The 12,614-nt window shown below is 68.3% G+C and carries 10 protein-coding genes; 4 read left to right on the top strand and 6 right to left on the bottom strand.

All coding sequences use genetic code 11. From position 1 onward, the window contains the following. The first annotated feature begins 69 nt into the window (after positions 1-69). Both C8C99_RS13940 and C8C99_RS13935 read left to right on the top strand, forming a co-directional pair. Positions 70-1,044, top strand: coding sequence for a tripartite tricarboxylate transporter substrate binding protein (locus C8C99_RS13940; RefSeq protein WP_108626050.1), 975 nt, complete (start codon positions 70-72; stop codon positions 1,042-1,044). Then, positions 1,041-2,033 (top strand): succinylglutamate desuccinylase/aspartoacylase family protein, encoded by a 993-nt coding sequence (locus tag C8C99_RS13935; RefSeq protein ID WP_108626049.1) that lies wholly within the window; start codon positions 1,041-1,043, stop codon positions 2,031-2,033. Before C8C99_RS13940 ends, C8C99_RS13935 begins: the two co-directional genes overlap by 4 nt. 48 nt (positions 2,034-2,081) lie before the next feature. Here the strand turns inward: C8C99_RS13935 and C8C99_RS13930 are convergent, their stop codons facing one another. Both C8C99_RS13930 and C8C99_RS13925 read right to left on the bottom strand, forming a co-directional pair. Then, the gene (locus tag C8C99_RS13930; RefSeq protein ID WP_108626048.1) at positions 2,082-3,053 is read right to left on the bottom strand and encodes an EamA family transporter; all 972 of its coding nucleotides are present in this window, start codon (positions 3,051-3,053) and stop codon (positions 2,082-2,084) included. Next, positions 3,050-3,490, bottom strand: a complete 441-nt coding sequence (locus tag C8C99_RS13925; protein WP_056643881.1) for an acyl-CoA thioesterase — start codon at positions 3,488-3,490, stop codon at positions 3,050-3,052. Before C8C99_RS13925 ends, C8C99_RS13930 begins: the two co-directional genes overlap by 4 nt. Before the next feature lie 247 nt (positions 3,491-3,737). Here C8C99_RS13925 and C8C99_RS13920 point away from each other — a divergent pair, with 247 nt between their 5' ends. Further along, positions 3,738-5,699, top strand: coding sequence for a methyl-accepting chemotaxis protein (locus C8C99_RS13920; protein ID WP_056643879.1), 1,962 nt, complete (start codon positions 3,738-3,740; stop codon positions 5,697-5,699). 121 nt (positions 5,700-5,820) lie between these two features. On the opposite strand, the gene C8C99_RS13915 is transcribed toward C8C99_RS13920, so the two are convergent. Together C8C99_RS13915 and C8C99_RS13910 are read right to left on the bottom strand one after the other, a co-directional pair. After that, positions 5,821-6,195 carry a DUF779 domain-containing protein gene (locus C8C99_RS13915; RefSeq protein WP_056643878.1) on the bottom strand — a complete coding sequence of 125 codons (375 nt, stop codon included), beginning with the start codon at positions 6,193-6,195 and terminating at the stop codon, positions 5,821-5,823. Positions 6,196-6,286: 91 nt separating this feature from the next. Further along, positions 6,287-7,810, bottom strand: a complete 1,524-nt coding sequence (locus C8C99_RS13910) for an aldehyde dehydrogenase family protein (protein ID WP_056643876.1) — start codon at positions 7,808-7,810, stop codon at positions 6,287-6,289. A 313-nt stretch (positions 7,811-8,123) separates the two neighbouring features. Between C8C99_RS13910 and C8C99_RS13905 the strand changes: the two genes are divergently transcribed. Continuing rightward, on the top strand, positions 8,124-10,082 hold the full coding sequence (locus C8C99_RS13905; protein ID WP_108626047.1) for a sigma-54-dependent Fis family transcriptional regulator: 1,959 nt from the start codon (positions 8,124-8,126) through the stop codon (positions 10,080-10,082). Positions 10,083-10,216: 134 nt separating this feature from the next. Here C8C99_RS13905 and C8C99_RS13900 read toward each other — a convergent pair whose 3' ends face one another. Together C8C99_RS13900 and ompR are read right to left on the bottom strand one after the other, a co-directional pair. After that, the gene (locus C8C99_RS13900) at positions 10,217-11,593 is read right to left on the bottom strand and encodes an ATP-binding protein (protein WP_108626046.1); all 1,377 of its coding nucleotides are present in this window, start codon (positions 11,591-11,593) and stop codon (positions 10,217-10,219) included. Further along, a complete protein-coding gene (gene ompR, locus C8C99_RS13895; protein WP_108627164.1) occupies positions 11,590-12,354 on the bottom strand; it encodes a two-component system response regulator OmpR in 765 nt (254 codons plus the stop codon). Before ompR ends, C8C99_RS13900 begins: the two co-directional genes overlap by 4 nt. Positions 12,355-12,614 lie beyond the last annotated feature (260 nt).

The following is a 12,614-nucleotide window of genomic DNA, read 5'->3' as shown; positions in this document are numbered from 1 at the left end:
CTGGCTTTTCACAATCCAGTTCATACCAATCGCCTCCAACCACCCCCGCCTTTGCCAAGGAGTTCCGCCATGACCACCGCTCATCCCCTGCGCCGTGTTGCACTGCTGTGCGGCCTGGCCGTCCTCGCTGCCCCTGCCATCGCGCAAGACGCCTACCCCAGCAAGCCCATCACCATCGTGGTGGGCTACCCGCCCGGCGGCAGTACCGACCTGACCGCGCGTACCGTGGCCACCGAGCTGGGCAACAAGCTTGGCGTGCCGGTGGTGATCGAGAACCTGGGCGGTGCCGGTGGCGCGATCGGTGCGCAGAAGGTCGCCAACGCGGCGCCCGACGGCTACACCCTGCTGGTGGGCGCCAACAACGAGATTGCCATCAACAAGCTCGTGACCAAGAAGGTCAAGTACGACATCAAGGACTTCACCGCCATCGGCCTCATTGCCTCGCAGCCGCTGGTGCTGGTGGCCTCCACCGGTGCGGGCGTCAAGAACATGGCGGAGTTCACGCAGAAGGTGTCCAAGAACCCCGGCAAGTTCAGCTACGGCAGCTCGGGCGTGGGCACGGCGCTGCACCTGGCGGGCGAGGCCGTGAAGGAGCAGGGCAAGCTGTTCATGACGCACATCCCCTACCGGGGCGTGGCACCGCTCACCAGCGACCTCATGGGCAACAACCTGGAGTACGGCGTGTTCGTGCTCTCCAGCGGCCTGCCGCACATCAAGAGCGGCAAGGTGATTGCACTGGGCACCACCGAGGCCAAGCGCTCCGCCACCACGCCCGACATCCCCGCGCTGGCGGAGTCGCCGCAGTACAAGAACGTGGACATCAGCGTGTGGTTTGCGCTCATGGGCCCTGCCAACCTGCCCAAGCCCGTGACCGACAAGCTCAAGAAGGCGCTGGCCGACAGCCTGCAATCGCCGGACTTCCGCAAGAAGATGGAAGCCAGCGGGTCCACCGTGGCCTCGCCCACCGTGAACATCGACCAGTTCCTGGTCACGGAAGTGGCCAAATACAAAAAGATTGTTGAATTCGCCAAGATCGAAGAATGAGCAGCAGCCCCCTCTCTCCCACGTCCGTGCAACCCCTGGTGTTTGCGCTGCCTGCCCCCGACATCAGCGCCTGGCGTGCCGGCAACACCGGCACCGAAGGCGTATGGCACTTCGACTCGGGCCGACCCGGCCGCCGCGTGATGGTCAGCGCCCTGGTGCACGGCAACGAGCTGTGCGGTGCCTGGGCGCTCAAAGGCCTGCTCGACGCCGGTGTGCGCCCGCAGCAGGGCACGCTCACGCTGGCGTTCTGCAACCTGGATGCCTTCGACCGCTTTGACCCCGGCAACCACGATGCCTCGCGCTTCACCGACGAAGACCTCAACCGCCAGTGGCTGGACGAGCGCATCGACGCGGCCGACACCAACGAGCGCCGCCGCGCCGCCGCGCTGCGCCCGTGGGTGGCGCAGGCCGACTGGCTGCTCGACATCCATTCCATGCACGAGCCCTCGGCGCCGCTGCTGCTCACCGGCATCCAGCCGCGCAACCTGGCGCTGGCGCGCGCCATGCGCTCGCCCGAGCACATCGTGGTGGATGCCGGCCACAAGGACGGCGTACGCATGCGCGACTACGGCCGGTTCGGCGACCTGGACGACAACGGCACCCGCTCGCTGCTCATCGAGTGTGGCTTCCATGGCGACCCGGCCAGCCGCGCTGTGGCGCAGGACCAGTGCGTGCGCTTCATCGAGCAGTCTGGCGCCCTGAGCGCCGACGCGCTGGCGCAGCAGCTGCCCGGCTGGCGCCTGCCCGACGCACCGCGCCAGTGGGCGCTGGAGGTGACCGGCCCCGTGGTCGCCACCAGCAGCGCCTTCCGGTTCGTGGCGCCGTACACGGGCCTGGAAGTGTTCGAGAAGGCGGGCACGGTGATTGGCGACAACGACGGCACGCCGGTGGTCACTCCGTACGACGACTGCGTGCTGGTCATGCCCTCGGTGCGCCAGGCACGTGCCGGAGTGACCGTGGTGCGCTTTGCGCGGCGCCGGTTGCTGTAGCCAGTGCTGTCGTTGTTTGCTATCTAGTTGATAGCTGCTAGGGTATATTCAACCGGCGCTACCGGCCATTTTGGCTTGTAGTCGGGGCCCCAGCACCACGCAGGCCAGCGCGGCCACCACCAGCGCAATGCCCGCCCACTGCCAGGGCGCCACGCCCTCGTCCAGCAGCAGCCAGCCAGCGGTGAGGCCCACCACTGGCACGGCTAGGCTGAAGGGCGCCACGCGGTTGGCGGGGTAGCGCTGCAGCAGATTGGTCCACAGCGCGTAGCCCACGATGGTGGCGGCCCAGCCCAGGTAGGCCACCGCCGCCCACGACAGCAGCGGCACGCTGGCCAGCGTCTGCCACTGCAGCCAGCGCGCGGCGTCGGGGTCGAACGCAGCCGACAGTGCCATGAACGGCAGCACCGGCACCAGGCTGCTCCAGATCACAAACGCCAACGGGTCAAACCCCGGGCTGTGCTGCTGTGCCAGCCGCGCCACGATGTTGGACGACGCCCACATGGCCGCGCCGCACAGCGTGAGCAGCAGGCCCGCCAGCGTGGTGGCCGCCGCTACCCCCACGCCCGAGCCCGGGCCCACGTAGTTCATCGCAAAACAAACCAGCCCCAGCGCGGCGAGCCCCATGCCCACGCGCAGCGGCAGACCCGGCCGCTCGCGCAGCAGTGCAAAACCGAACAGCGCCGTGAAGAAGACCTGGGTTTGCAGCAGCACGCTGGCCAGCCCGGCCGTCATGCCCACCTTGAGCCCCATGAACAAAAAGCCGAACTGCCCCACGCCCTGGAACAGCCCGAGCAGCAGCACCCAGCGCCAGTGCATGCGCGGCGGGCGCACCAGCAGCACCAGCGGCAGGGCAGCGCACAGGTAGCGCGCGGCGCCCAGCTGGAACGGGCTGAAGCTGCGCAGCCCCCACTTCATCGCCGCAAAGTTCACGCCCCAGAGGATCACCACCACCAGCGCTGCGAGCAGGTCGCGCGCGCGCAGCGGGCTGGTGGCGGATGCGGTCTGTGCAGCGCCGCTCATTGCGCCGCGCGCGCTGCGTCGATGTGCGCCTTCACGCGCTGGGCCAGCGCAATGTCGCCGGGCGTCTCGGGGCTCCATTTGTCCACGGTGCGCGGCTGGTCGCTGGCATCCACCGCGGTGTACACCGCCACGCAGTGCACCACGTCCTCCCGTGATGCGCCGTGCACTGTGCCGCTGCGCACCTCCACCGCCAGGCACATGCTGGTGTCGGTGGTGTAGGCCAGGCGCGCATGCACCTCGACCAGGTGGCCCGGTCGGATGGGGCGCACGAAGTGGGCGCCGCCCACAAACTCGGTCACGCAGTCTCCCCGGGCCCAGGCGCTAGCGCAGGCAAAACCTGCCTCATCCACCCAGCGCAGCACCGTGCCGCCGGGCACTCGGCCCGCCTGGGGCAGGGTGGTCTGAGACGCCAGGAAGCGCAGGGTGGTCGAGTGCATGCCGGAGGCTCCGAAGGATGGGGAAGCGGTCATTATTCTCCAGCGCCCGGCCGCCGCCGTCTCCCCGCAGCGGTGCGCGCGCCAGCACCCGCCACCGGGCGAAGCTCTGCGTGACTTGACCTGAGTCAAAACCTTACTGCAGACACATCCCTACATTGAGAAGCATTCCGTTCGGCCCTAGAGGGCCACCACCCAGTCGGCGGTGCCGACACCCGCCCCTGGGGCCTATTCCACTGCGCACGCTGCCATGTCACTGCTTCACCGGTTGAACCTGCTCGAAAAATTCCTCATCCTGGGGACCATCGGGCTCTTGATGAGCGCCTTGCCCACCTACCTGGTGGTGCGCGACTCGCTGCACTCCATCGACCACGCGCGCCGGGAGGCGCAGGGCGTGGCCCCCGCGCAGGCACTCACGCTGCTGGTGCAGCGCATGCAGGTGCACCGGGGCCTGTCGGTGGGCATGCTCGGCGGCGACGAGTCGCTGGCTGCGCGTCGCCCCGCTGCACGCGATGCGGTCAACACGGCGCTGGACGACGTGAGCGCCCGCTTTGCCGCAGCCAAGGTGCCCGATTCGCAGATGGCGGCCTGGGCCCAGGCCCAGCAGACCTGGCGCTCGCTGGAGCAGGCCGTGGCCGCGCGCAGCATCGAACCGGCGCAGAGCACCGCGCAGCACACCCAGCTCATCGCGGCGCTGCTGCAGCTCAACGAGGCCCTGGTGCATGCCTATGGCCTGCAGATCGATCCTGAAGCCGAGACCCATGCGCTGATCCAGGCATCGCTCGCTCAGGCCCCCATGCTGGGAGAAAAACTGGGCATGCTGCGCGCCCAGGGCGCCAGTGCACTGGGCAAGCACGAGCTCACGCCCCAAGGCAAGGGCCAGCTGCTGGTGCTGCAGCAGCGCGTGGCTGAGCTGCAGGCCGATACGTTCCGGGGGCTGGACCGTGCCTTGCAAGGCAATGCCGAACTGCAACGCGCGCTGGGCAGCAGCGCGCAGGCTGTGCAGGGGCAGATCCAGCAGTCGCTCCAGATGGTGGAGCGCGACGTGATCAACGCCACCGAGCTGCAACTGCCCTCCAAGGACTATTTCGACGCCTTCACCCGCACCATCGAGGCGCTGAACGCGCTCAACAACCTGTCCATGACCAATCTGGACCAAGCCCTGCAGGCTCGTGTGGCTGCATTGCAGCGGAGTCTGCTGTGGGTGGCGTTGGCCTTGGTGCTCACGCTGTCGGCCACCAGTGCGATGGCGCTGGTGTTCGTGCGCTCCATGACCGGACCGCTGTCGCAGGCCGTGGCGCTGTCGCGTGCGGTGGCGCAGGGTGATCTGGCGGGCGCGCCCCTGGCCCACGGCACCAACGAAGTAGGCCAGTTGCTGCAGGCGCTGCAGCAGATGCGCACACAACTCACGGACGTGGTGCGCAACGTGCGCAGCGGGTCGGAGAGCGTGGCCACCGCCAGCGTGCAGATCGCCCAGGGCAACACCGACCTGTCGGCCCGCACCGAGAGCCAGGCCAGCGCGCTGGAGGAAACCGCCGCGTCGATGGAGCAGCTCAACGCCACCGTGCGCCAGAACGCCGACAGCGCCCAGCAGGCCAGCCAGCTGGCCGCCAGCGCCAGCACGGTGGCCATCCAGGGGGGCGAGGTGGTGGCCCAGGTGGTGGACACCATGCATGGCATCAACGCCTCGTCGCAGAAGATCTCCGACATCATCGGTGTGATCGACTCCATCGCGTTTCAGACCAACATCCTCGCGCTGAACGCTGCGGTGGAAGCCGCCCGTGCGGGCGAGCAGGGTCGGGGCTTTGCCGTGGTAGCCAGCGAGGTGCGCAGCCTGGCCGGGCGCAGTGCCGAAGCTGCGCGCGAGATCAAGTCCCTCATCAGCGCCAGCGTGGAGCGCGTGGCCCAGGGCAGCGCCCTGGTGGACCGCGCGGGTGCCACCATGAACGAGGTGGTGGGTGCCATCCGCCGCGTGACCGACATCGTGGGTGAGATCAGCGCCGCCAGCCACGAACAGTCCCTGGGCGTGGCCCAGGTGGGCGAGGCCGTCACGCAGATGGACCAGGTCACCCAGCAGAATGCCGCCTTGGTCGAAGAGATGGCCGCTGCCGCCAGCAGCCTCAAGAACCAGGCCGAAGACCTGGTGCACGTGGTGTCAGTGTTCCGCCTGGGCGATGAGCGCAGCCACAGCGGAGCGCTACGACTTCAATAGCGCCTGGCGCATATGCCCAAGGCGCTATAGGCCGTTTTGGCTTGAAAGGACCCCACCGTTCCTGAATGGACCTTGCTACTGGAGCCTGCTGACGATCCCCCGCGAGATCGTCAGCAGGCTTTTAGCCCTGAGGGCGCTCCATGCCCAGCGCGGCCAGCTCGGCGTCGGTGAACACCCGCGAGCGCGTGTGAAAGGCCTTGCCCTCCGGCCCCTCCAGCGAGAAGGTGCCACCTGTGCCCTCGATCACATCGATGATGAGCTGCGTGTGTTTCCAGGTCTCGTACTGCGCGCGTCCGATGTAGAACGGACAGCCGCCGATGTCGCCCAGGTACACGTCGCCCGCACCCATCGTGATCTCGCCGGGCAGATAGCAGTTGGCTGCGCTGTTGTCGCAGCAGCCGCCCGACTGGTGGAACATCAAGTCGGGGCCGTGCTTGGCTTGTAGAAAGGCCACCAGCTCCAGCGCGGCAGGGGTGGCGATGACTTTGTCGACCATGGGGTGTCTCCTTGTGGTTGTGCAAAGGCAAAAAGGGGAGCTGTTGCCAGCTCCCCTTGCTTTGTCTTGATCTCGTGTCTGTTCCCAGAGATCAGAAGAAGCCCAGCTTGTTTTCCGAGTACGACACCAGCAGGTTCTTGGTCTGTTGATAGTGGTCCAACATCATCTTGTGCGTCTCACGCCCAATGCCCGACTCCTTGTAGCCACCAAACGCTGCGTGCGCAGGGTACGCGTGGTAGCAGTTGGTCCACACACGCCCAGCCTTGATCGCGCGGCCCATGCGGTAGGCTACGTTGCCGTTGCGGCTCCACACGCCTGCACCCAGGCCATACAGCGTGTCGTTGGCAATCGCCAGGGCTTCGGCCTCGTCCTTGAAGGTGGTCACGGCCAGCACGGGGCCGAAGATTTCTTCCTGGAAGATGCGCATCTTGTTGTGGCCTTTGAACAGCGTGGGCTGCACGTAGTAGCCGCCTTCCAGGTCGCCGCCCAGGTGGGCCTGACCGCCGCCAGCCAGCACTTCCGCGCCTTCCTGCTTGCCCAGGTCCAGGTAGCTCAGGATCTTGGTCAGCTGCTCTTTGGAGGCCTGCGCGCCCATCATGCTGTCGGTGTCCAGCGGGTTCTGGTGCTTGATGGCGGCCACGCGCTTCAAGACACGTTCCATGAACTTGTCGTAGATCGATTCCTGAATGAGTGCGCGCGATGGGCAGGTGCACACCTCGCCCTGGTTGAACGCGAACAGCACCAGGCCTTCCACGGCCTTGTCCAGGAAGGCGTCGTCCTTGTCCATCACATCGGCAAAGAAGATGTTGGGGCTCTTGCCGCCCAGCTCCAGCGTGGCGGGGATGAGGTTGTTGGCGGCGGCCTGCGCAATCACGCGGCCGGTGCTGGTGGAGCCGGTGAACGCGATCTTGGCGATGCGCTTGCTCTGCGCCAGCGGCATGCCGGCCTCGCGGCCAAAGCCGTTGACGATGTTCAGCACGCCAGGCGGCAGCAGGTCGGCAATCAGCTCCACCAGGATGAGGAGGGAAATCGGCGTGGACTCTGCGGGCTTGAGCACCACGCAGTTGCCTGCGCCCAGCGCCGGGGCCAGCTTCCACGCGGCCATCAGGATGGGGAAGTTCCACGGGATGATCTGGCCCACCACGCCCAGCGGCTCCTGGATGTGATAAGCCACGGTGTTCTCGTCGATGTTGGAGAGGGCGCCTTCTTGCGCACGCACGCAGCCGGCAAAGTAGCGGAAGTGGTCCACGGTGAGCGGGATGTCGGCGTTCAGCGTCTCGCGGATGGCCTTGCCGTTGTCCACGGTTTCGGCGTAGGCCAGGCGCTCCAGGTTCTCTTCGATGCGGTTGGCGATCTTGAGCAGGATGTTGGCGCGCGTGGCGGCATCGGTCTTGCCCCAGCTGTCGGCGGCGGCGTGGGCGGCGTCCAGTGCCAGTTCGATGTCTTCGGCGGTGGAGCGGGCGGCCTGGGTGTAGACCTTGCCGCTCACGGGCGTGATGACGTCAAAGTACTGGCCCTTGACGGGCGGCACGAATTTGCCGCCGATGAAGTTGTCGTAACGGGGCTTGTACGTGATCTTGGCGCCAGCGGCGCCGGGGGCTGCGTAAACGGTCATGGTGTTGTCTCCTGCGATGGTTGTGTGCATCGGGTGGGCTCTGTAGCGCCTGTCCGATGCCAACCCCTTACTCAAAACACATGCCAGCGGGCTAAGGCGCGCGAAGTGTTGATTTCATTGACTTTTTTCGGCCGCCCAGTGCGGATACCTGTTGCAGCCGCCCGCGCCCGGGTGTCCCGGGCCGCGACACCTGTCACGAAATGGAACAGTTGGCGCCCCGCTTGCGCCCATACCCTTGCCCCGCGCCGTCGAGCCCGCCATACTGGCCCACACACCACAAGCGGGCCGCCCTGAGCCCGCACGGAGACAAAGCGTGCGCCCCAACACCTCCCCCGTCGCCCTGCGACAGGCCCGCCAGCATCTGCTGGACTCTGGCCAGTGCCCCAGCGGCCTGGTGGACGAGCGCCTGGCGCGCTCCTGGTCGCGCAGCATGGCGGCCGGCCTGCTGCCCACCGGGCGGCCGCAGGCCATCGACCACCCCAGCAGCGGCACGCTGCGCCAGGTGCTGGCCAGCAACCCCGAGCTGTTGGCGCATTCGCGGCCGGTGATGGAATACCTGTTCGAGCAGGTGCGCCACAGCCAGAGCGTGGTGGTGCTGGCCGACCGGCGCGGCATGCTGATGCACACGCTGGGCGACCCGCACTTTGTGGACAAGGCCGAGCGCGTGGCGCTGACCAGCGGCGCCTCCTGGCACGAGGCGCACCGGGGCACCAATGCCATCGGCACTGCCCTGGCCGAGGCCTGTGCAGTGGAGGTGCACGGCGGCGAGCATTTTCTGGAGCGCAACAACTTTCTCACCTGCGCGGCCTCGCCCATCCTGTCGGCCACGGGCGAGCTACTGGGCATCCTCGACATCTCGGGCGACTACCGCCACGGCCACGCCCACACGCTGGGCCTGGTCAGCACGGCCGCCCGCATGATTGAAAACCGCCTGCTGGCCGCCACCTGCAAACGCAACATCCGCCTGCACCTGCACAGCGCGCCCGAGGGCATTGGCAGCGTGGCCGAGGGCATCGTGGCCGTGTCGGCCGATGGCTGGATCGTGGGCGCCAACCGCGTGGCCCTGGCGCAGCTGGGCCTGCATGCGGGCGACGTGGGCGCCACCTTGCTGGAGCGGGTGCTGGACGTGCGGCTCGATGACCTGCTCTCGCACCACAAGCGCCGCCCCCAGCAGCCGCAGGCGTTGCGCACACTGCAAGGCGCCTTGCTGTTTGCCCAGGTGCAGATGGACGCAGCCTGGGTTGCCACCCCCACACGGCCCGCCGCTGCGGCGGCCGCAGTGCCCCAGCAAGATGCGCTGGCGTTGCTGGACACCGGCGACGCCCGCTGGCGCGCCGCCGCCGACAAGGCCCGCCGCGTGGTGGGCAAGCCGATTGCGGTGCTGGTGCAGGGCGAGTCGGGCGTGGGCAAGGAGGTGTTTGCGCGGGCGCTGCACGCCAGCGGCCCGCGCCGCGACGCGCCGTTTGTGGCCATCAACTGCGCGGCGATCCCTGAGCACCTCATCGAATCCGAACTCTTCGGCCACGTGGCGGGAGCCTTCACCGGCGCGCGCAAGGAAGGCCACCTGGGCCGCCTGCGCGAGGCCCATGGCGGCACGCTGTTCCTCGACGAAATCGGCGATATGCCGCTGGCCCTGCAGACCCGCCTGCTGCGTGTGCTGCAAGAGCGCAGCGTGACGCCCGTGGGCGCCAGCAAGGCCGTGCCGGTGGACTTTGCACTGGTCTGCGCCACGCACAACCAGCTCATGCAGGCGGCGGAACAAGGGCGCTTTCGGCAAGATCTGTACTACCGCATCAACGGCCTCACGGTGCAGCTGCCCGCACTGCGCGAGCGCAGCGACTTTGTGGCGCTGCTGCAGCGCCTGCTGGCCGACCTGGCCACCGAGCAGGGCCTGGGTTTTGAAGTGCAGGTGGCGCCCGACCTGCTGGCCCGTCTGGCCGCCTACCCCTGGCCCGGCAACCTGCGCCAGCTGGCCAATGTGCTGCGCACCGCCTGCGCCATGCTGGCCGAGGGCGAAGACACCCTGGGCTGGGAGCACATGCCGGACGACTTGGTGCAGGCGCTGACGGCGGTGCCCGCCAGCCCGCGCAGCGATGCCGCAGTGGGCGCTGGTGTGGACGGCCTGCCAGCCAGCCTGAGCCTGCAGCAGCTGTCCCAAGCTGCCATCGATCAGGCGCTGCAGGCTGCGCGCGGCAACATGTCGCAGGCCGCGCGCCAGCTGGGCATCAGCCGCCAGACGCTGTACCGCAAGCTGAAGATGCCGGTGGCCTGAGGGCCTGTCAGGTTCATTGATTTGCTATTGATTTGAGAGCTGTTGTCGTATATTGCACTAGCGCTTGCGGCACTTTTGGCTGAATTTTCAGGGTGCGGCATGTCCTGGGCGTTCGCAGGGCGCGCCCGGCGGCATCAGCCCCGCTCGCTCCGTGGCAATACCAGCCGCGCGCGCAGCCCCGCGCCCGGCGCGCTGTGCAGCTCCAGCCGCCCGCCGTGGCTGCGCGCCACGCGCTCCACAATGGCCAGGCCCAGCCCCGCGCCCGATGCGCCCGAACGTGCCGTGCCATCGCCGCGCGCAAAGGGCTGGCGAATGCGGTCCAGCTCTGCCGGGGCGATGCCCGGGCCCTGGTCCTGCACTTCCAGCCACACGCCGTCGGCATCGACCCCCGTGCGCAGCAGCACCGGTGGCGTGCCATGGCGCCAGGCGTTTTCCACCAGGTTGTCCAGCGCGCGGCGCAGGGCCTGGGGGCGCACCGGCACATCGGGCAGCGCACCTAGCGCTAGTCGCACGGTGCGTCCATGGTCGGCCTGCGCCTCGGCCACGGCCTGGGCCAGGTCGTTGAGCGACGCCGGGGTGGGCACCCCTGCCTCACCGCTGCGCGCAAACTGCAGAAACTGGCCCACGATGCCGTCCATCTCGTCGATGCTGCGGGCCATGCTCGCGGCCAGGGGCGCATCCGCCTGCGCACCGGCAATCTCCACGCCCAGGCGCAGCTTGGTCAGCGGGGTGCGCAGGTCGTGTGACACACCGGCCAGCATCAGCGCACGCTCCTGCTCGGCTGCGGCGAGGCTGTGCGCCATGTGGTTGAAGCTGCGGCCCACGGTGGCGATTTCTTCCGGCCCGTCCTCGGGCAGCGGCGCGGGCGGTTGGCCTTGCGCCAACTGCCGGGCCGCTGCCACCACCTGCGCCAGCGGGCGGTTGATGTGCCGCTGCAGCCACCAGGCTCCCAGCAGCGCCAGCAGCATGCTGGCCAGCGTGGCGGCCAGCCACGCGCCGGTGAACTCGCGCGTGGGGAACACGCTGGGCAGGTTCAGCCAATAGGTCTCCGCCCCCTCCGGCCCCTGGTGCACCACACGCAGGGCCAGCACGCCCGTGCTGTCGCGGCGCCATACGGGTTGCGAAGTATTTGTTGGCGTATCGTCCGCCCCCAGGCGGCGCGACACCGCCTGCACAAACTGCCGCTCCATGGGCGACAGCAGCGCACGCCGCGCAGCGTTCTCCGCTGCCACCGGTGGGGCCGACCGCACGGCCTGCTGGTTGAACGCCTCGACAAATGCGGCGCGCTCTGCCGGGGGCAGCGCCTGCAGCCCTGCGCGCAGCGCGCCCACGTTGCGCGCCACGCCATCGGCCACCTGCGCCACGCGGGGCTGAAAGATCATCTGCCGCACCAGCATGGCCGCCACCAGCTGGCCCAGCACGATGAGCACCGCCATCAGCAGCAGGTTGCGGCCCAGCAGACTGCGTGGCCACCAGCCCCGGGTGGTCTGGGGTGTGGCGGAGGGCGTCATGGCTTGCCTCCGCCGCCGGGCGCTGCACCATCGGGCACAAATACATAGCCCACGCCCCATACGGTGCGGATATGGCGCGGCTGTGCGGGGTCGGCCTCGATGAGCTTGCGCAGGCGCATCACCTGCACATCGATGCTGCGGTCGGTGGCGGTGTGGTCGGGGCCATGGGCCAGTGCGATGAGCCGGTCACGGCCCAGGGGCCGGTGCGGTTGCTGTGCCAGTGCCTGAAGCAGCGCGAATTCGCCCGTGGTCAGGGGCACGTCCTGGGCGCCGTCGCCGTCCGCGCCCCCATGGCGTTCCAACCGGCGCTCATCCAGCCACAGCGTGAATGCGCCAAACGTGATGTGCCCGCCCACTTGGCGCGGCCCGGTGTGTGCACCCAGCAGGCGCTGGCGGCGCACCATGGCCTGGATGCGGGCCAGCAGCTCGCGCGGGTTGAAGGGCTTGGGCAGGTAGTCGTCGGCACCCATCTCCAGGCCTACGATACGGTCCACGGGGTCTCCGCGCGCGGTGAGCATCAGGATGGGAATGGTCTCGCCCTGCGCGCGCAAGCGGCGGCAGATCGAGAGGCCATCCTCGCCCGGCATCATCACGTCGAGCACCAGCACGTCAAAGCGCTCGCGCTGTAGCAGCACATCGAGCGGGCCCGCGCCATCGACCGTGCGCACGCTGTAGCCCTGGTCGCTCAGGTAGCGCTGCAGCAGCGCACGCAGGTCGGGTTCGTCATCGGCGACCAGGATCTTGGCCAGGGCTTCCGTCATGGGGCGGTGTGTGGGTGTGGCAGCGGCGGGTGAGTGCAGCCAAGGCTGCGTGCCAATGGTAGGGCCGAAAACACCGGGCGCCAGCGCGGGCGGGCGCTGCGGTGCATGACAACGCATGACACGTGCCGGTGGTTTGTCATGCTTTGTCATACATCGTGCAGCGGGCGCCACAACTGGCTCATACCTCGCGGCCATAGTTCAGCCCATCGCAGCACCCTGCTGCTTCGCACCCTTTGATCTGTTGCAAGGAGCCCACCGCC

Origin of the sequence: Acidovorax sp. 107, assembly GCF_003058055.1 — a bacterium.
Lineage (GTDB): Bacteria > Pseudomonadota > Gammaproteobacteria > Burkholderiales > Burkholderiaceae_C > Acidovorax.
Note: the sequence above shows the minus strand (reverse complement) of the source record. Positions and strands in the feature narration are given on the sequence as shown.